The sequence below is a fragment of the Streptococcus phocae genome (assembly GCF_001302265.1).
Taxonomy (GTDB): domain Bacteria; phylum Bacillota; class Bacilli; order Lactobacillales; family Streptococcaceae; genus Streptococcus; species Streptococcus phocae.
The window spans coordinates 1-19787 of record NZ_LHQM01000029.1 but is presented as its reverse complement, the minus strand read 5'-3'; the positions used below and the strand labels follow the sequence as shown (position 1 = coordinate 19787).

Sequence of the window (19787 nt, the reverse complement as noted above, 5' to 3'; positions counted from 1 at the left end):
TTTGAATGGTTCCAAAACGCCATTAATGACTTATTTAGATTCGGCGGTTTTAGAGCTGTGTTGTTTTGAATGGTTCCAAAACATGGTAGTTTTTAAAGATGCAAGCTATGTAGTTTTAGAGCTGTGTTGTTTTGAATGGTTCCAAATTTTTATTTAAATAAATTGAAAAGGAGGGGTTTTAGAGCTGTTTTATCTTTGATGGTTCAAAACTGAGGGTTTCACCCTCTTTTTTATATGTTTTAACAGTTTTATTTCCGTAAGAACGAAGATGTTATTATGTGTTGGATAGCTTGGTGTCCGTTGTCATCTTTATATTTCTATTCCTTAGTTCTCGTGTTATAATAGTAGGTACGTTGGAGGTGACAAATGGAACAGACATTTTTTATGATAAAACCTGATGGGGTTAAACGTGGATTGATTGGTGAAGTGTTGCAACGTATTGAACGTCGTGGTTTTACGTTTGATAAGTTAGAATTGCGCCAAGCGAGTCCAGACTTATTGGCTCGTCATTATGAATCCTTGGTCAATGAATCGTTTTACCCTCAGCTAGAATCTTATATGACGAGTGGTCCAGTTCTTGTGGGCATTCTCTCAGGAAATAAAGTAGTGTCGTCTTGGCGTATGATGATGGGTCAGACGCATCCTCAGGATGCTGCTCCAGGGACAATTCGTGGAGATTTTGCACAAGCACCTGATGAAAAAAGCAGTATTCAAAATGTTGTTCACGGGTCAGACTCTGTAGAGTCTGCTAATCGTGAGATAGCGATTTGGTTTGGCAATTCACTTTAAACCAGCAACTGCTTTGACGAAATCCGTCTAAACGAAAAGATAGGCAAAGGCTTATCTTTTTTGATATAATATTATGTAAAGACTAAATGTATAGGAAAAAAGAATGAACAGTCAAGAATTAAAAAAACGTCAGGAGAAGATACGTAATTTCTCCATTATTGCCCATATTGACCACGGAAAATCAACGCTTGCTGACCGGATTTTGGAAAAAACAGAAACCGTCTCCATGCGTGAAATGCAGGCCCAACTTCTAGATTCTATGGATTTGGAGCGTGAACGTGGTATTACCATCAAATTAAATGCGATTGAGTTGAATTACACCGCTAAAGATGGTGAAACCTATATTTTGCATCTTATCGATACACCAGGGCACGTTGACTTTACCTATGAGGTGTCTCGCTCACTTGCAGCGTGTGAGGGTGCTATTTTAGTGGTTGATGCCGCTCAGGGGATTGAGGCTCAAACGCTTGCTAATGTTTACCTCGCTTTGGATAACGATTTAGAAATCTTACCAGTAATCAATAAAATCGATTTGCCAGCAGCAGACCCTGAAAGGGTTCGTCAGGAAATTGAAGACGTGATTGGTTTAGATGCGTCTGAGGCTGTTCTTGCTTCTGCAAAAGCAGGTATTGGAATTGAAGAAATACTAGAGCAAATTGTCGAAAAAGTGCCGGCTCCTTCAGGAGATGTGGATGCTCCTTTACAGGCTTTGATTTTCGACTCAGCCTATGATGCCTACCGTGGTGTAATTTTGCAAGTGCGTATCATCAATGGCATTGTGAAACCAGGAGATACGATTCAGATGATGTCAAATGGCAAAACATTTGACGTGACAGAAGTTGGTATTTTCACCCCTAAAACAGTCGGAAGAGCTTTCTTGGCGACTGGAGATGTTGGTTATATTGCAGCTTCGATTAAAACAGTGGCTGATACTCGTGTCGGAGATACCGTTACCTTGGCTAATAATCCAGCACCAGAAGCACTCGATGGCTACAAGCAGATGAATCCTATGGTTTTTGCAGGGATTTATCCGATTGAGTCCAACAAATACAATGATTTGCGCGAAGCCCTTGAAAAACTACAATTAAATGATGCGAGTCTTCAATTTGAGCCTGAGACGTCTCAGGCTTTGGGATTTGGTTTTCGATGTGGTTTTCTCGGCTTGTTGCACATGGATGTTATCCAAGAGCGCTTGGAGCGAGAATTTAATATTGACTTAATCATGACAGCACCATCAGTGGTCTATCATGTGAACACAACAGACGGTGAGAGCCATGCCGTTTCTAACCCATCTGAGTTTCCAGACCCAACCAAGGTCGATAACATTGAAGAACCTTATGTTAAAGCTCAAATCATGGTGCCACAAGAGTTTGTCGGCTCCGTAATGGAGCTTGCACAGCGTAAGCGTGGTGACTTCGTGACGATGGATTACATTGACGACAATCGTGTCAATGTTATTTATCACATTCCATTAGCTGAGATCGTGTTTGATTTCTTTGATAAGCTAAAATCTTCTACTCGAGGCTATGCTAGCTTTGATTATGAGGTTGCTGAATACCGCAAATCTCAGTTGGTTAAGATGGATATTTTGCTGAATGGAGATAAGGTAGATGCGCTTAGCTTTATTGTTCACAAAGAGTTTGCCTATGAGCGTGGTAAAATCATTGTTGAAAAACTAAAGAAAATTATCCCGCGCCAGCAATTTGAAGTGCCGATTCAGGCGGCTATTGGTCAAAAAATTGTTGCACGTTCAGACATCAAAGCTTTGCGGAAAAACGTTCTGGCGAAATGTTATGGTGGTGACGTGTCTCGTAAGCGTAAGTTGCTTGAAAAACAAAAAGCTGGTAAAAAACGCATGAAATCAATCGGTTCTGTAGAAGTGCCACAAGAAGCTTTCTTGAGTGTTTTATCTATGGATGACGATAGCAAAAAGTAATTTTTATCAGATCAAAAAGCCAGATAATCATCTGGCTTTTTTGCTAGTTAAGCTTCGCTGATTGACCCATCACTTAAAACAAGGATGTGCCTTATTGCGCAAAAGATTGTCTTTTTTGGTACAATAAAGGCACTAAGAAAGTCAAAAAGGAGACGCTATGGAAACACAAGAAGAACTAAAAAAACGAATTGGTGACTTGTCCTACGAGGTAACCCAACACGCTGCAACAGAACGTGCTTTTACGGGTCAGTATGACGACTTTTTTGATAAGGGGATCTACGTGGATGTGGTTAGTGGAGAGGTTCTCTTTTCATCTCTTGACAAATTCAACTCTGGCTGTGGCTGGCCTGCCTTTTCAAAACCAGTTGATCACCGAAGGGTTACCAATCATGATGACTCATCCCATGGGATGCGTCGCATTGAAATAAAAAGTCGCGAGGCTGGCTCTCACTTAGGCCATGTCTTCAATGATGGTCCTAAAGAAGCTGGAGGACTGCGCTATTGCATTAATTCGGCTGCTCTTCGCTTTATTCCCTATGAAGACATGGAAAAAGAAGGTTATGGTCAGTGGCTAAGTCTGTTTGACGCCTGATCATTATTGAAATCATGTGAGAATCCTCACCAGAAAGAAGGTCCATAGTTGGCAACATTGGTAGATTATGTCACACACAACCAAGAGACAAGCTTTACAAAGCTTGCGCTGAATGAGCTAGATATTGCTGTTATCAATGAAATTGGCTACTTGCCTTTTGATGGCTTGATTGGACAAGCGTCGTATCGTTTGTCGGACATGACATTAGCAAATCTGATTCGTGGCAATCAAGATGCATTTGGCAAACCCGTTTATAATTTCTTAATCACAAAAGAAAGACTGGCTTTGTTTTTAGCGGTGTCTCAGTCTAAGCGCTTTGCTGATTTATCCTTGTCAAACTATGTTAATGACATCAATGTGGAGTTTGAAAAGCAATTTGCCGCAATGGTGTTTACGATTGATACGATTAATCACGTTCAGATTGTTTTTCGGGGCACAGATGATAGTTTGATTGGTTGGAAAGAGGACTTTAAACTAACCTATATGAGAGAAGTGCCTGCTCATCGCTCAGCTATTGCCTACCTCAAAACCTTTCAAAAAGAGCACCCAAATTGTGATGTGACGATTAGTGGTCACTCTAAGGGAGGTAATTTAGCCCTATATGCTAGTAGCTTCTTATCACCTTATGGTCAATCCTTTATCAAGCGCCTTTATCTTTTTGATGCACCTGGATTGCCTCAAAGTCAGTTGAACCATCCGGGTTACAGGGCTATCCGTGAGAAACTAACGGTCATACAACCACATGAGTCAGTGGTTGGTGTCATGCTGTATTATGATGTGCCGGTTACCATTGTTCGCAGTCTGTCCTACGGTCTGTTACAACATAAAATCTGTAATTGGCTGGTTGATTTGGGAGGGACATTTGAGACGGTGGCAGAACGCTCTGCACTCAGTCAACACCTGGAAGTGGCTTTTAGAGATTGGACGAGAGACCTTTCAAAAAGTGAATTAAAGTTAATCGGAGATGCTTTTTTTGACACCTTGATTGCTTCAGGGATTACGAGTCTTAATGCCTTTACTTTTGATGAAAAAGCGATGGGAACGATTTTTCGCGCTATTTATTCCCTGCACTCCATTGACCACCGTAAAAAAGCCCTCATGATCACATCAATGCGAAAGCTAATAGGCACCTATACAGGTTATCGCAAGCGTCAGGTATCTGAAAAGATGCTATCTGCGGTTTCGCATGTTCTCAAATCACCAAAATCCTTTAAAAAACCTTAAGCCCAGCTTGAGGTTTTTAGCATTGCCAAAGCTGATTTTACATTCTTGCTGAAAAGGGCTATAATAAAAAATTGGAAAGGAGTTTGCTATGTCAATCAATCGCAATCTGTTACCTGGAGTATTTCTTTGCCTCTTGTTAGCCCTGCCGTCTTGGTATTTTGGGCATTTGTGGCCTCTTATTGGAGGACCTGTCTTTGCCATTCTTATTGGGATGTTAGTGGCTATGGTTTATCCCCCTCATGCCAAGACCAAATCAGGCGTTGCCTTTACCTCAAAATATGTCCTACAGGCAGCTGTGGTGCTTTTGGGCTTTGGCTTGAATGTGGCAGAGGTAATGGATGTCGGGATACAATCCTTACCCATTATTCTTGCGACGATTATAACAGCTCTTTTGGTGGCTTTTGGATGTCAAAAATTACTAAAGCTAGATACCAATACGGCAACCCTAGTAGGTGTTGGTTCGTCTATTTGTGGAGGTTCTGCGATTGCGGCAACGGCACCAGTGATTGGCGCTAAAGATGATGAGATTGCTAAGGCTATCTCAGTGATTTTCCTCTTTAACATCTTGGCGGCCTTGCTATTTCCAACCTTGGGACAAGTCATCGGATTATCTAATCAGGGCTTTGCCTTGTTTGCCGGAACAGCAGTAAATGACACCTCATCTGTGATAGCAACTGCAGCAGCATGGGATGCCATTCACCACTCCAACACACTAGATGGCGCAACTATTGTCAAACTGACTAGAACATTGGCCATTATTCCGATTACGCTGGTACTATCTTTTTACCAAACCAAAAAAGAGCAAAAAGGGCAGGCCTCTTTTCGCTTGACCAAGGCATTTCCAACATTTATTCTCTTTTTTCTTGTGGCATCTCTAGTGACGACTTTGATGAGTTCGTTAGGCATGCCTTTGGCGGTATTTCAGTTTTTCAAAATGGTATCAAAATTCTTCATCGTCATGGCTATGGTGGCGATAGGGCTTCACACCGATTTGCTAAAGCTGATTAAAACAGGGGGAAAAGCCCTGCTGTTGGGAGGTCTTTGTTGGATTGCCATTGCGATGGTTAGCCTCCTTATGCAAGCAGTACTTCATATCTTATAATAGTAATCAGACGTTACACCATTCAGAATGTCATTTCTGGGTGGTGTTTTTAGGTGTCGTGAGAGATGGAGGAGGATTTTTGTGTAGAATTGTCTACACATTGAGTAGAATAATCCATTTTAAAAACGTTTTCATTTGATAGAATATCTATGTAAGGTCCGCTAAGGCAGGACAACGAAACTACTTTGTTCAAAGCATAGTTGAATTAGGTTGGAGGAAATCATGAAACGAAAATTTTTAATTGGTAGTCATGGTAAATTGGCAAGTGGGCTAAAAAGCTCTATTGACATTTTGACAGGCATGGGCGAAGAAATTCAAACCATTGATGCCTATATTGATGACAGTGATTACACAGAGCAGCTTACAAGCTTTATCGCAGGTGTCGAGGATGACGAGCAAGCCCTTATTTTTACAGATTTATTGGGTGGTAGTGTTAACCAAAAAGTGGTCACAGCTGTTATGAACAGTGGAAAAGATAATATTTTCTTAATCTCTAATAGTAACTTAGCCACTCTGTTATCACTCATGTTTTTAAAGCCAGACGAAGCAATCACAAAAGAAGAAATAGCTACAGTTATTGCAGAGTCACAAGTTCAAATGGTTGCATTAGCAGTGGATGATACCACAGATGATGACTTTTTTAATTAAATAGGAGGAAACACATGATTACACAAATTCGCGTTGACGACCGTCTTATTCATGGTCAGGTTGCTGTTGTTTGGACAAAGGAGTTGAATGCGCCTTTGCTAGTTGTGGCGAATGATGAGGCAGCCAACAATGAAATTACCCAAATGACTTTGAAAATGGCTGTGCCAAATGGCATGAAATTATTGATTCGCTCTGTTGAGGATTCAATTGCTTTATTCAATGACCCACGCGCAGTAGACAAACGCATTTTTGTTATTGTTAACTCTGTCACTGACGCTTACAAGATTGCTCAAGAAGTGAAAGATTTGGAAGCGGTTAACGTGGCTAATGTTGGTCGTTTTGACAAATCAGACCCAGCAAGCAAAGTGAAATTAGCATCAAGCTTGTTGTTAAATCCAACGGAACTCGAAGCCGCTAAAGCCCTAGCAGCTTTGCCAGATTTGGACGTCTTTAACCAAGTTTTGCCATCAAACACTAAAGTTAGCTTGAGCCAACTAGTCAAATAAAGAGAGGTAATCAATTATGTTAGTACCAGCAACAATGGCAGCCCTAGCTGTATTGATTTGTTTTGGGGGAAATTATTTAACAGGTCAGAGTATGATGGAACGGCCACTCGTGGTTGGACTGGTTACAGGCCTATTACTGGGAGACATGAAAGTCGGCATCCTAATGGGAGCGTCTCTAGAAGCGCTTTTCTTAGGGAATGTTAATATCGGTGGTGTGATTGCTGCAGAGCCTGTTACAGCAACAGCGATGGCAACAACCTTTACCATTATTTCTAATATTGACCAAAAGGCAGCGATGACCTTAGCTGTTCCGATTGGGATGTTGGCAGCTTTTGTTGTAATGTTCTTGAAAAACGTGTTTATGAACATCTTTGCCCCATGGGTAGACAAAGCAGCAGCAGAAAACAAGCAAGGGCAGTTGGTTCTTCTTCATTATGGTACTTGGATTGTCTACTACCTGATTATTGCATCGATTTCCTTTATCGGTATTTTGGTAGGAAGTGGACCAGTTAACATTTTCGTTGAGAATATTCCGCAAAATCTTATGAATGGTTTGAGTGCAGCAGGAGGCTTGTTGCCGGCAGTTGGTTTTGCCATGTTGATGAAACTCTTGTGGACTAATAAATTAGCAGTTTTCTTCTTATTAGGATTTGTTTTGACAGCCTATTTGAAATTACCAGCGGTAGCCGTTGCTGCGTTAGGTGCGGTGATTTGTGTGATTAGTTCTCAAAGAGACTTGGAAATGGATGCCATGACCAAGGGCGTTATTAGTAGCCAAAACACATTTGACTCTAAAGAATCAGAAGAGGAGGATTTCTTCGCATGAAATCTCAACAAAATTTGACTAAAGAAGAAAGAAAAATGTTGCGCTCTGTCTTTTGGCGTTCATGGACGATGAATGCTAGCCGTACAGGTGCTACTCAATACCATGCGGTTGGGGTCATCTATACCTTGTTACCTGTGATTAACCATTTCTACAAGACTGATAAGGATAAAGCAGATGCTCTTGTGAGACACACCACTTGGTTTAACGCAACGATGCATATCAATAACTTTATCATGGGCTTGGTAGCTTCTATGGAAAAGAAAAACAGTGAAGACCCAACCTTTGATGCTAGTGCGATTACCGCTGTTAAAGCGTCTTTAATGGGTCCTATCTCTGGGGTTGGTGATTCGTTTTTCTGGGGAATTCTTCGTGTTATCGCAGCAGGAATTGGTATTTCTCTTGCAAGCACGGGATCTGCTATGGGAGCAGTAATCTTCTTGCTCCTATATAACATCCCAGCTTTTATTATCCATTACTATAGCTTGTATGGTGGGTATTCAGTAGGTGCTGGTTTTATCAAGAAATTGTATGAATCTGGCGGGATTAAGATTGTTACGAAAACGTCAAGCATGCTCGGATTGATGATGGTTGGTTCTATGACGGCATCAAACGTTAAGTTCAAAACGATTTTAACCGTTGCTGCAAAAGGTGCCAAAGAAGCAGCCTCTATTCAAGATTATTTGGACCAATTATTTATCGGTATTGTTCCTCTCTTGGTGACAATGACAGCTTTCTGGCTATTACGTAAAAAAGTTAACATTAACTGGATTATGTTTGGCATTATGGCTCTAGGAATCGTTCTAGGATTACTAGGAATTTGTTAATCCTTATTGATATGACAGATAGGTAAGATGAGCAAGACTTGTGTTACCTATCTTTTTTTGTTCTTATGTTAGACAATTAAGGTAAGATTACCAATTAGGGAAGTCTATCTGCTATAATAAAAAGACTAAGGTGAAAGGCGACATGATGGAAGAACGGTTTAAAAAACGGCTACAAGATGACATTTCACACCACTTTTCAAATCAATCCTTGATTTTATCAGTGTTACTGATAGGTCTTTTTGTGATTTTTTCACTAGCTCCCCAACACATTGGCCTTTATCATGACCTCAAAAGAGCCGAAAACAGTTACCATGAGCTAAGAGAAAAAAACGAGACCCTTTTAGCAGAGCTCAATGCCAATAGCTTGACTCGTTTTATCACCAAAGAGTTGAGTCCGGCAGATCTTAGTAAACACTATTACCATCTTAGAAATACCACTCAAAGTCAATCCGAACTGTTGGTGTTTGCACCTGACAGTCATCTTTTATTTGCTAGCAATCAACACTTGGGCAATTTTTTTGACCAATCGGTTTATGTTAGCGAACTCATCAAAAAAGCCAAGTCTTCTCAAAATAACTTGGTGAAGCTAGTGATGGATAATGATGAGACCCATTATTTGGCTCTGATGAAACCCATTTTAGCCAACGGGCATATTATGGGTTACTCGCTTGTTTTAGTCAATGGTAAGGATTTTTTGCAACCATCTGATAATATTGATTCTGATGTAATCATCGCAGATCATTTTGATAATACCTTTGCCTTTACGAGTAGGGATTTTATTTCGTCGAGTTTAAACAAGGTCGTCAGTCGTGACTTGACCCATTATTTTACTTTTAAAAACAATAAAACTTTTATTGTGAGAACGCGCCAGCTTAGCCCGTCTATTGTGCTGTATCTTTATCGCCCTTTGGTTCCTGTTCGGCTGATTGTGCTATTTTCATTGCTATCTTCGCTGCTGATTTTGGTTATGTTAAATCGTCAGTCCAAGAGCCTAGCCACTAAAATCGCGTCTAAAAATTCAGCGGCGATTAATCAAATGGTCTTGGACATGTCCGCTATTTCAAGGCAAGAAAAAACAAGTATCGCGCTAGATAGTCAAGATGAATTTCAATACCTGTCCGACCAAATCAATCACATGCTTTCGCGTCTCAGAGAGTTACACCATAAAACCTTGGAATTAGAAAAGCAAAAATTGGTCTTTGAAAAGCGAATGCTAGAAGCTCAGTTCAATCCTCATTTTTTGTACAATACTCTTGAAACCATTTTAATCACGAGTCATTACAATGCCAATATCACAGAAAAGATTGTCATTCAACTAACCAAACTCTTGCGTTATAGCCTAAGCAACACCCAAGAAGCTGTGGCGCTGAAGGATGACCTGGCGGTTATCGAATCTTACCTTTTGATTAATAAGGTAAGGTTTGAAGAGCTGCGTTACGAGATAGATGTCGAAGAGTCTTTGAATGAGCTAAAAGTTCCCAAACTCTGTCTGTTGCCCTTGATTGAAAACGCGATAAAATACGGCTTGCAGTACAGGCATGACGTTTTTATCCAGTTGCGCATTTATCAAGACCAAGGCGATATCTATTTTACTGTAGCTGATAATGGTCCTGGCATTAGCCTTGAGCGGCAAAATGAGATTCGGGCATTATTAGCCTCAGAAGATTCTTACCATGGCTTGGTAAATTCTTATCGCCGCTTGAAGTATCAGTTTTCAGAAGTTGACTTGTCTTTCCAAAAAGATGATGAAACCTTTTTGTTGACCTATAAAGTGAAGGAGTAAGCGATGTATAAATTGTTAATTGTAGAAGACGAACACATCATTCGAAAATGGCTTCGCTATGGTATGGACTATGAGTCGCTTGGCATTGTCGTAGTTGGTGAGGCCAAAGACGGTCAAGAAGGTTCACAACTGATTCAAGAAACCCAGCCTGATATCGTCTTGACAGATATAAACATGCCAATTATGACGGCTTTTGACATGTTTCAAGCAACCAAAAACCAGACCTATGCCAAAATCATTTTATCTGGCTACGCCGATTTTCCAAATGCCAGATCAGCTCTGCATTATGGTGTGCTCGAATTTTTAACAAAACCCGTTGAAAAACAAGCCCTACTAGAGTGTTTGCAGTCGATTATCAAGAGGTTAAAAGCGAATCACCATGCCCAAGAAGATGCCAAGGAACACCTCTATCTCAGTCTGCCACAGGTGACAGACCAGTTTCCAGAAGCTGTTCAAGAAATGCTTCGATGGATACATGAACATTACCAAGAAAAAATCATGATTGGCCAGCTAGCCCACGAGTTAGGTTATAGCGAGAGTTATTTGTACAACCTTGCCAAAAAGCACCTCAATATGACCTTGAGCGACTATATGAACCAATACCGAATTAATAAGGCCATTCAATTACTCTTTGAAGAGCCAGAAATATTGGTTTATCAGTTAGCTGAAGCAGTTGGAATATACGATTATCGTTATTTTGATAGGGTGTTTAAAAAGTATTTGGGTCTAACGGTCAAAGAATTTAAAGAGAAAACCTTGCCTAAGGCAGGGGGAGACGACTGATGCGGGTGAAGAAAAAACGAGTATTTGTGATCGTGTTTCTTGTCTTGTGCTTTGCTAGTTTAGGAACTTATTATCTCTTGATAGACAAGGACTCTAATCACGCGTCTGGGCGTCGGGAACTGGTCGTGATGAGTCCTAATAGCCAGAATATTTTGACCAGGACCATTCCCTCTTTTGAAGAAAAATATGGCATCAAGGTTCGCCTTATCCAAGGAGGAACAGGACAGCTGATAGACCGCTTGGAGCACCAAAGAAAGCCTCTTGAGGCAGATGTGTTTTTTGGTGGCAATTATACGCAATTTGAAACCCATAAGGATTTGTTTGAGCCATACGTTTCAAAAAATGTTGATTATGTGATCTCAGATTACGTACACCCAAGCGATATGGCTACGCCGTACACGGTTAATGGCAGCGTGTTAATTGTTAACAATGAACTGGCTCGTTCAATTCCTATCTCGAGCTATGATGACTTGCTGAGGCCAGAACTAAAGGGAAAAATTGCCTTTGCTGACCCCAATACCTCTTCTAGTGCCTTTTCTCAGTTGACGAATATTTTACTAGCAAAAGGAGGATACACCAATCCCTCTGCCTGGACCTATGTCAAGAAATTATTAGCCAACATCAATGCCATCAAGTCATCGAGTTCAGCTGAGGTTTATCAATCTGTAGCTGCGGGAAAGATGGTTGTTGGACTAACTTATGAGGACCCTAGTGTCAACTTGCTGCGCAGTGGCGCTAATATCTCAATTGTCTATCCGACAGAAGGAACGGTCTTTGTGCCATCGTCTGTCGCCATTATCAAACATTCCAAAGCCAAAAAAGACGCCAAGCGTTTTATCAATTACATGCTGTCTCTGGAGGTGCAAAACGCTTTTGCAAAATCAACGACCAATCGTCCTATTCGTCGCGATGCGCAGTCGAACCTTGAAATGAAGCCGCTCAAAGACATCACCACTCTAAAAGAAGATTACCGATACGTTACCAATCACAAAGAAGAACTCTTAGCCAAATACAATCGTTTACGAGATGCTAGCGAGCGCTAATCACTCTAGTGATAAGTGCTCTGTTTATCCATGGGAAAGTCAGGCAAAAAGGCGTAGCCATTTTTTGAAATCGGTTTCTTTTTTTGTTAGACTAAAGGTAATACAAAAAGGAGATTATCTTATGGCATATCAAACAACATACCCTTTCACAAATGATGTTCTTTATCAATTTGATAACATGAGTGACCAAGCCCTAGAAGAGGCCCTAGAAAGAGGTCACTTGCTATATAAAAAATGGCGCGCAGCTGATCACCTAGAGGAACGTAAAGCCCAACTACGCCAGATAGGAGCGATTTTACGCCGCGACCGTGACAAATACGCAGAGTATATGACTAAGGATATGGGCAAGCTATTCAAGGAAGCCAAAGGCGAAATCGAACTTTGCGCCAAGATAGCTAACTATTATGCCGATAAGGCAGATGAGTTTTTGGCTTCGGTTCCTCTAGAAACCAACTCAGGACAGGCCTATTATGTCAAGCAATCAACAGGCGTGATTTTAGCTGTTGAGCCATGGAACTTCCCTTACTACCAAATCATGCGTGTGTTTGCGCCTAACTTTATTGTTGGAAATCCCATGGTTTTAAAACATGCTTCAATCTGTCCACGTTCTGCAAAAGGCTTTGAGGAATTAGTCCTAGAAGCAAGTGCAGAGGCAGGCGCTTTTACCAATCTTTTTGTATCTTATGATCAAGTATCTCAAGTTATTGCCGACCGACGGGTTACTGGCGTTTGCTTGACAGGTTCTGAACGAGGAGGGGCGAGCATTGCCCAAGAAGCAGGAAAACACCTCAAGAAAACAACCCTTGAATTAGGTGGTAATGATGCCTTTATCGTTTTGGACGATGCAGATTGGGATGCTTTAGAAAACGTCCTCTTTTATTCACGTCTCTATAACGCAGGTCAAGTATGTACATCATCCAAACGATTTATCGTCTTGGAGTCTGTCTATGACCGTTTTATTGACCTACTTGTCAAAACTTTTAAATCAGCCAAATGGGGGGATCCAATGGATCCAGAAACCAGCCTAGCCCCATTGTCATCAGCAGCAGCAAAAAAAGAGGTGCTCTCTCAGATTCAACTGGCTCTAGATCATGGGGCAAATGCCATTTATGGCAATGAGTTGATTGACCATCCTGGAAACTTTGTTATGCCAACTATCCTCACAGATATTCAGAAAGACAACCCAATCTATCATCAGGAGATTTTTGGACCAGTCGCATCAGTCTACAAGGTCAAAGATGAAGACGAAGCGGTTGCCTTGGCTAATGATTCGCAGTATGGACTGGGGGGAACTGTTTTTAGCAGTGATATTGAGCGAGCAAAAGCAGTTGCTGCCAAAATTGAGACAGGGATGTCCTTTATTAATTCAGGTTGGACGAGTTTGCCTGAACTGCCTTTTGGAGGTATTAAAAACTCAGGCTATGGCCGTGAGCTAGGGGAACTTGGCTTTACAGCTTTTGTCAACGAACACCTGGTTTATCTGCCTAAACACTAAATAACTGTTAACAGACTAAAAGAGAAAACTCTTTTAGTTTGTTTTTTTACGCTGTTACAACAGCGTTCACCTACAGGCAGAGCTCTTTTGGGGCAAAAAGATAAAAATTTGGTAAAATGATAACATGAATGAACTAATCAAACACAAATTGGAACTTCTCCCGGATAGCCCGGGTTGTTACCTTCATAAAGACAAAACAGGTACCATTATTTATGTGGGAAAGGCTAAAAACCTCAGAAATCGGGTGCGTTCTTACTTTAGGGGAAGCCACGATACTAAGACAGAGCTTTTAGTGTCAGAGATTGCTGATTTTGAATTTATTGTTACGGAATCCAACACCGAAGCCCTCTTGTTAGAGATTAATCTGATTCAAGAGAACATGCCCAAGTACAATATCAAGTTGAAAGACGACAAGTCTTATCCCTTTATTAAAATTACGAACGAACCGTTTCCACGCCTATTGATTACAAGACAAATCAAAAAGCATGATGGCCTGTATTTTGGTCCTTATCCAGATTCTTATACAGCGACAGAGGTGAAAAAGCTCTTAGATCGCATTTTTCCCTTTAAAAAATGCAAGAACCCAGCAAACAAGGTTTGTTTTTACTATCATTTAGGCCAATGCCATGCACATACCATTTGTCACACGGACAAAGCCTACTGGGACGGTTTGGTGGACGGGGTCAAGCAATTTTTAAAAGGCAAAGATGACCGAATTATTGATGAGTTACGTGCTAAGATGCAAGCTGCCTCTGAGGAGCTAGAGTTTGAACGCGCAGCAGAATATCGGGACTTGATTTCTGGCATAGCGACCATGCGCACCAAACAAAGGGTGATGAGTAAAGATTTGCAAGACCGGGATATTTTTGGCTACTTTGTCGATAAAGGATGGATGTGTGTGCAGGTCTTTTTTATCCGCCAAGGAAAACTCATCCAACGTGACGTTAATATGTTTCCTTATTACAATGAAGCATCAGAGGATTTTTTGACCTATATGGGGCAGTTTTATCATGACAAACGGCATTTTATCCCCAAAGAAGTTTTCATTCCTTCTGAGATTGACGAAGAGTTGGTCCAAGCCATTGTTCCTACTAAAATCATCAAACCGCAACGTGGAGAGAAAAAACAACTGGTGGCTCTAGCGACTAAAAATGCGAGGGTTAGTCTGCAGCAAAAATTTGACCTTTTGGAAAAAGACATGACCAAAACCATTGGTGCAATCGAACATTTAGGACAATTGCTAGGCATTGCTAAGCCTGTTCGGATTGAAGCCTTTGACAACTCTAACATCCAAGGCACCAGTCCAGTTTCTGCTATGGTTGTCTTTATTGATGGCAAGCCAAGTAAAAAAGATTATCGGAAGTTTAAAATCAAAACCGTTGTTGGGCCAGATGACTATGCTAGTATGAAAGAAGTCATTTACAGGCGTTATAGTCGTGTGAAAAATGAAGGCTTGCAGTTGCCAGACTTAATTATTGTTGATGGAGGGCAAGGCCAGGTCAAGGTTGCGCGTGAGGTGATTGAAAATAAGCTGGGGCTCAGTATTCCTGTTGCAGGGCTACAAAAAAATGATAAACACCAAACACACGAGTTGCTTTTTGGGAATCCTTTGAGCGTTGTGGAATTGCCTAGAAATTCCGAAGAATTTTTTCTCCTCCATCGGATACAAGATGAGGTGCATCGCTTTGCCATCACTTTTCACCGGCAGTTGCGAAGCAAGCAGTCATTTTCATCTCGATTTGATGCCATCTCAGGCTTGGGACCTAAGCGCAAGCAATTACTATTAAAACACTTTAAAACGATTCAGGCTGTCGAAGAAGCATCCGTAGACGATATTATCGCGATTGGCATCCCAAAAGCCATTGCCATCGCCATCAAAGAACACTTTGTTTCAGAAAAATAAATCAAAAAACCAACCTAGCAACGTTTTTGCAGGTTGGTTTTTGAGGTGTTAAGAGGGGGAATTAGTTTCTTGTTTGTACTTGTTTGAGGAGTGTTGAGTAAGGGATTAAGCCATCAGCCTGATAGGTATTGACAAAGGCGTCGACCTCTTCTTGACTGTACCGTGTATTGTCAAGTCGTAGTTGCTCTACAGGGATGGGTCTGTCATTTGCAATTTTGACATCAATCACAACAGGACCAGTGGCGGTTTTAGCGTGTTCAAAAGCTTCTTTGAGCTCGTCTAGGTTACGCACTTCAAATCCAGTTGCCCCCATAGCACTTGCTGCTCGTCCAAAATCCACATCAATAAGGTCAATACCAGAATGGGGTTGTGGCATGTCATCTTGTTCTGCCTCAATGAAACCTAAACTGTCATTAGTTAAAATAATATTGATAATAGGCATTTGGTATTTGACAGCTGTTGCAATGTCTTGCATGTTCATGGTCCAGCCTCCATCTCCAGAGATTGACCACACTTGACGATTTGGGTACTGGGCTTGAGCACCAATGGCGGCAGGCAAGGCATAGCCCATAGTAGCATACCAGCCACTAGTCGTAAATGCTTGCTGGTCATTCATTTTTAGGTACCTCAGAGCATCAATGGTCACATTGCCGACATCAATCTGGAAGATGGCGTCTTTGGTAGCCATATCGTTGATGGCTTTAAAAACAGGTTCCACTCGCAGTGGGCTTTGTTCCTTGTCTTCAAAACTTGCCATCCACTCGACCCAGTTCTTTTTGTTTAAAAGAGCAACGTTATACCAGTCAGATTCAGGTAGTTCTCGCCCTTTTTCGAGCAAGGCTTTGATGGTTTTTTTAGCATCAGCTAAAATGGCTAAATCAACACGATGGCGTCTGCCAAATTTCGTCCCATCAATATCAACTTGAATATAGGTCGCATCATCTTTGATGAAAAAGCCTTGGAAAGGCATGTCAGTACCAAATGTGATAATAGTATCAGCTTCTTGGAGCATTTCCACACCAGGCTTGGTAGACACACGACCAGCTGATCCCATGTAAAGTTCAAAATCATCTGGCACTATGCCTTTAGCAGGAGCTGAGCTCAAGACAGGTGCTTTTAATTGTCTAGCCAAGGCCATGATGTCCTCTCGGGCACCTTTAGTCCCTAGACCGATATAAATGAGTGGTTTTTTGGCAGCTTCAAGCAAAGCTAGCGCTTGATCAATTAGGTCATCACTAGGTTCAGGCAACAGTGGGGTTTGGTAGTGAGGGGCTGTTGATACATAATCATCTTCAATCTCTTGCCAGCCCAGGTCTTTTGGAATGGTAACCACGGCAACGCCTTTGTGTGCATAAGCCTGTCTGATGGCCTCATCGACCACGTAAGGCAGCTGTTGGGCTGTCATAACAGTTCGATTATAAACAGAGACGTCCTCAAACATAGGGTTTTCATTTAATTCTTGGAAAAATGACTTGTTCATATTGGTGGTTGGGACTTGACCAATCAATGCCAGTATCGGCACACCATCGTGTTTGGCATCGTAGAGACCGTTCAACAGATGAACAGCACCAGGTCCAGCAGAGCCAAAGGTCACTCCGAGACGTCCTGTCACCTTAGCCTCACCAACAGCAGCAAGAGCTCCAGCTTCTTCGTGGCGCACTTGGATGTAATTAATGGTATTTTTTCGCTGATGTAGGGCGTTCATAGTAGAATCAAAGGAACCACCTGGTAAGCCATAGATATTAGTAACTCCCCAAGCTTCAATAACTTTAATCATGGCATCAGAAGCGTTTATTTTAGTCATAATGAATCCTCCTTGATGACTAGGCACACATTCTTTAATCACTGGTCACCTCAGATTTTCCCAGAATAGCTTGTGCCTGAGGACTTTTGAGGGTGATTTAAAGAACGATGGGTTAGTTGTCATACCCATATGGTATACCTCAAAGAATTTTTTTTCAACTATTTTGCACTAATTAGTGACAAATGGTGATTTTTAGGAGAAAACCCTCTCAAAGCGTGACTTTATCAAAACAAGAAATGAGGATTTATGGTAAAATATAGAGGAAACTAAAAATTAGATAGGATGTTTTACGATGAAATTTCTCGAATTGAATAAAAAGAGACACGCCGTTAAAACCTTTAATGATAAACCTGTAGATTATAAGGACTTGCGTACTGCTATTGAAATTGCAACTTTGGCGCCAAGTGCTAATAACATCCAATCTTGGAAATTTGTCATTGTGGATGCTAAAAAAGCAGACCTTGCCAAAGACCTGCCACTAGCTAATAAAAAGCAGGTCGAAGCAGCTCAATACGTCGTTGCCTTGTTTTCCGATACTGATTTGGCACAACGCTCACGCAAAATTGCAAGAATTGGTGTTAAATCTTTGCCAGATGACCTGATTGGTTATTATATGGAAACCCTACCTCCTCGCTTTGCCGCCTTTAATGAGGTGGAAACAGGTGAGTATTTGGCTATTAATGCAGGGATTGTTGCGATGAACTTGGTTCTTGCTCTGACCGATCAGCAAATAGCCTCAAACATCATTCTTGGTTTTAATAAAAAACTAACAAATGCTATTTTGGACATTGACTCACGTTTTCGTCCTGAGTTGTTAATCACAGTAGGATACAGTGATGAAAAACCAGAACCAAGTTACCGCTTGCCAGTAGACGAGGTTATCGAACGTCGTTAAGGAGCAGCCTGTGTTCAAGAAGTTTAAACACCCCATTTCTAATGTCGCTTGGTTTTGTGCCCAAGGCTTAGCAATGCTTGGGGGAATAATCACGTATTATTTACTATTAGAACTAGGCATTAGAAATGGGTTAGCAGTATGCCTTGCTTTAGGAACCACTGGTTTTATAGCAGGCTTCAGTTTATATATTTACGATAAGATAAAGGAGAAAAAATGACAGTAGATTTTAAAGCAGAAGTTGATAAACGAAAAGACGCGATGATAGCAGACTTATCAGAGTTGTTGCGCATCAATTCTGAAAGAGACGATTCAAAAGCAGATGCAAAACATCCTTTTGGTCCTGGCCCTGTAAAAGCTCTGGAACATTTTTTAGCTATGGCTGAAAGAGATGGCTATAAAACTCGCAATATCGATAATTATGCTGGTGATTTTGAGTTTGGACAAGGTGATGAGGTACTTGGAATCTTTGCCCATTTAGACGTGGTTCCTGCTGGTAGCGGTTGGGACACAGATCCTTATGAGCCAGTGATTAAAGATGGTCGCATTTATGCGCGGGGATCTTCTGACGATAAGGGACCTACACTAGCGTGTTACTACGCCCTTAACATCATTAAAGAACTGGGGCTACCTGTTTCTAAAAAAGTTCGCTTTATCTTAGGAACAGACGAAGAATCAGGCTGGGGAGACATGGACTATTATTTTGCACATAATGGTTTAAAAGATCCAGATTTTGGTTTTTCACCAGATGCTGAGTTCCCTATTATCAACGGTGAAAAAGGTAACATCACTGCTTATTTGCATTTTCCAGGTGAAAACACAGGAAACTTTGTCTTGCACAGTTTCCAAGGTGGGCTTCGTGAGAATATGGTTCCTGAGTCAGCAACAGCAGTTATTAGTGCCCCCCATGAGCTTAATGTGTTAGAAGCAGCTTTAGAGCAATTTTTATCAGACCATACTGTTAAAGGTACTGTTAAAGAACAAGACGGTCAGTTTGAAGTGACCATTGTTGGAAAATCTGCACACGGTTCAACACCAGAGGCAGGAGTCAATGGAGCAACCTTACTGGCAAAATTCTTGACACAGTTTACCTTTGAAGGCGCAGCTAAAACGTATTTGGATGTAGCAGGAAATGTGCTTCATGAGGATTTTGCAGCTGAGAAATTAGGATTAGCTTATACAGATGATAAAATGGGAGCACTTAGCATGAACGCTGGGGTCTTTAGATTTGAGCAATCAGCTGATGACAATACCATTGCATTAAATTTCCGCTATCCTAAAGGTACAGACGGTCAAACCCTTAAAGCTGGGTTAGAAAAACTCTCAGGCCTTACAGCAGTAACCTTATCAGCCCATGAGCATAAGCCACATTATGTGCCAATGGATGATGAGTTGGTTTCGACCTTGTTGTCTGTTTATGAAAAACAAACTGGTCTCAAAGGATACGAGCAAGTCATTGGTGGCGGTACATTTGGACGCCTCCTAGAACGAGGGGTTGCCTTTGGAGCGATGTTCCCAGGTGATGAAAACACCATGCACCAAGCTAATGAATACATGCCGTTAGAAAACATTTATCGCTCAGCAGCTATCTACGCCGAAGCAATTTATGAATTGATTAAATAATTAAAAAAAAGAAA

16 protein-coding genes and 1 pseudogene are annotated in these 19787 nt (G+C 41.2%); 16 read left to right on the top strand and 1 reads right to left on the bottom strand.

The features are described from left to right. The first annotated feature begins 366 nt into the window (after positions 1-366). The 14 genes and pseudogenes from ndk (at position 367) to uvrC (ending at position 15454) form a co-directional block, all read left to right on the top strand. Complete coding sequence (ndk, locus tag AKK44_RS06455) at positions 367-789, top strand: nucleoside-diphosphate kinase (RefSeq protein WP_054279007.1); 423 nt, start codon at positions 367-369, stop codon at positions 787-789. Between the two features lie 103 nt (positions 790-892). After that, a complete protein-coding gene (lepA, locus tag AKK44_RS06450; RefSeq protein ID WP_037594827.1) occupies positions 893-2725 on the top strand; it encodes a translation elongation factor 4 in 1833 nt (610 codons plus the stop codon). 157 nt (positions 2726-2882) lie between these two features. After that, positions 2883-3317, top strand: a complete 435-nt coding sequence (gene msrB, locus AKK44_RS06445; RefSeq protein WP_054279006.1) for a peptide-methionine (R)-S-oxide reductase MsrB — start codon at positions 2883-2885, stop codon at positions 3315-3317. 48 nt (positions 3318-3365) lie between these two features. After that, positions 3366-4541 carry an Mbeg1-like protein gene (locus AKK44_RS06440; RefSeq protein ID WP_054279005.1) on the top strand — a complete coding sequence of 392 codons (1176 nt, stop codon included), beginning with the start codon at positions 3366-3368 and terminating at the stop codon, positions 4539-4541. A gap of 88 nt (positions 4542-4629) precedes the next feature. Then, positions 4630-5643 (top strand): YeiH family protein, encoded by a 1014-nt coding sequence (locus AKK44_RS06435; protein WP_054279004.1) that lies wholly within the window; start codon positions 4630-4632, stop codon positions 5641-5643. A gap of 222 nt (positions 5644-5865) precedes the next feature. Beyond that, positions 5866-6291 (top strand): PTS sugar transporter subunit IIA, encoded by a 426-nt coding sequence (locus tag AKK44_RS06430; protein ID WP_054279003.1) that lies wholly within the window; start codon positions 5866-5868, stop codon positions 6289-6291. A gap of 14 nt (positions 6292-6305) precedes the next feature. After that, positions 6306-6797: a PTS sugar transporter subunit IIB gene (locus tag AKK44_RS06425; protein ID WP_037594836.1), complete on the top strand. Its 492-nt coding sequence runs from the start codon at positions 6306-6308 to the stop codon at positions 6795-6797. 16 nt (positions 6798-6813) lie between these two features. Beyond that, positions 6814-7623, top strand: coding sequence for a PTS mannose/fructose/sorbose/N-acetylgalactosamine transporter subunit IIC (locus tag AKK44_RS06420; protein WP_037594838.1), 810 nt, complete (start codon positions 6814-6816; stop codon positions 7621-7623). Continuing rightward, positions 7620-8447 (top strand): PTS system mannose/fructose/sorbose family transporter subunit IID, encoded by an 828-nt coding sequence (locus tag AKK44_RS06415; RefSeq protein WP_054279002.1) that lies wholly within the window; start codon positions 7620-7622, stop codon positions 8445-8447. The genes AKK44_RS06420 and AKK44_RS06415 overlap by 4 nt, the downstream gene beginning before the upstream one ends. A gap of 130 nt (positions 8448-8577) precedes the next feature. Then, positions 8578-10230: a sensor histidine kinase gene (locus AKK44_RS06410; RefSeq protein ID WP_054279001.1), complete on the top strand. Its 1653-nt coding sequence runs from the start codon at positions 8578-8580 to the stop codon at positions 10228-10230. Between the two features lie 3 nt (positions 10231-10233). Then, a complete protein-coding gene (locus AKK44_RS06405) occupies positions 10234-11013 on the top strand; it encodes a response regulator transcription factor (protein WP_054279000.1) in 780 nt (259 codons plus the stop codon). A gap of 113 nt (positions 11014-11126) precedes the next feature. Continuing rightward, positions 11127-12056, top strand: a pseudogene (locus AKK44_RS06400) (extracellular solute-binding protein); the annotation flags it as partial. Positions 12057-12177: 121 nt separating this feature from the next. Further along, complete coding sequence (locus AKK44_RS06395; RefSeq protein ID WP_054278998.1) at positions 12178-13551, top strand: NAD-dependent succinate-semialdehyde dehydrogenase; 1374 nt, start codon at positions 12178-12180, stop codon at positions 13549-13551. 124 nt (positions 13552-13675) lie between these two features. Beyond that, complete coding sequence (uvrC, locus tag AKK44_RS06390) at positions 13676-15454, top strand: excinuclease ABC subunit UvrC (protein ID WP_054278997.1); 1779 nt, start codon at positions 13676-13678, stop codon at positions 15452-15454. Between the two features lie 61 nt (positions 15455-15515). On the opposite strand, the gene spxB is transcribed toward uvrC, so the two are convergent. Next, positions 15516-17261, bottom strand: coding sequence for a pyruvate oxidase (spxB, locus tag AKK44_RS06385; protein WP_201777507.1), 1746 nt, complete (start codon positions 17259-17261; stop codon positions 15516-15518). A 289-nt stretch (positions 17262-17550) separates the two neighbouring features. Between spxB and AKK44_RS06380 the strand changes: the two genes are divergently transcribed. Both AKK44_RS06380 and pepV read left to right on the top strand, forming a co-directional pair. Further along, positions 17551-18153, top strand: coding sequence for a nitroreductase family protein (locus AKK44_RS06380; protein ID WP_054278995.1), 603 nt, complete (start codon positions 17551-17553; stop codon positions 18151-18153). A 213-nt stretch (positions 18154-18366) separates the two neighbouring features. Continuing rightward, a complete protein-coding gene (gene pepV / locus AKK44_RS06370; protein WP_054278993.1) occupies positions 18367-19773 on the top strand; it encodes a dipeptidase PepV in 1407 nt (468 codons plus the stop codon). The last annotated feature ends 14 nt before the right edge of the window (positions 19774-19787 follow it).

What these genes read in the sequence shown, in the direction of transcription:
- ndk (WP_054279007.1), top strand. Translation starts at nt 367, where the DNA reads ATGGAACAGACATTTTTTATGATAAAACCTGATGGGGTTAAACGTGGA.
- lepA (WP_037594827.1), top strand. Translation starts at nt 893, where the DNA reads ATGAACAGTCAAGAATTAAAAAAACGTCAGGAGAAGATACGTAATTTC.
- msrB (WP_054279006.1), top strand. Translation starts at nt 2,883, where the DNA reads ATGGAAACACAAGAAGAACTAAAAAAACGAATTGGTGACTTGTCCTAC.
- AKK44_RS06435 (WP_054279004.1), top strand. Translation starts at nt 4,630, where the DNA reads ATGTCAATCAATCGCAATCTGTTACCTGGAGTATTTCTTTGCCTCTTG.
- AKK44_RS06430 (WP_054279003.1), top strand. Translation starts at nt 5,866, where the DNA reads ATGAAACGAAAATTTTTAATTGGTAGTCATGGTAAATTGGCAAGTGGG.
- AKK44_RS06425 (WP_037594836.1), top strand. Translation starts at nt 6,306, where the DNA reads ATGATTACACAAATTCGCGTTGACGACCGTCTTATTCATGGTCAGGTT.
- AKK44_RS06420 (WP_037594838.1), top strand. Translation starts at nt 6,814, where the DNA reads ATGTTAGTACCAGCAACAATGGCAGCCCTAGCTGTATTGATTTGTTTT.
- AKK44_RS06415 (WP_054279002.1), top strand. Translation starts at nt 7,620, where the DNA reads ATGAAATCTCAACAAAATTTGACTAAAGAAGAAAGAAAAATGTTGCGC.
- AKK44_RS06405 (WP_054279000.1), top strand. Translation starts at nt 10,234, where the DNA reads ATGTATAAATTGTTAATTGTAGAAGACGAACACATCATTCGAAAATGG.
- AKK44_RS06395 (WP_054278998.1), top strand. Translation starts at nt 12,178, where the DNA reads ATGGCATATCAAACAACATACCCTTTCACAAATGATGTTCTTTATCAA.
- uvrC (WP_054278997.1), top strand. Translation starts at nt 13,676, where the DNA reads ATGAATGAACTAATCAAACACAAATTGGAACTTCTCCCGGATAGCCCG.
- AKK44_RS06380 (WP_054278995.1), top strand. Translation starts at nt 17,551, where the DNA reads ATGAAATTTCTCGAATTGAATAAAAAGAGACACGCCGTTAAAACCTTT.
- pepV (WP_054278993.1), top strand. Translation starts at nt 18,367, where the DNA reads ATGACAGTAGATTTTAAAGCAGAAGTTGATAAACGAAAAGACGCGATG.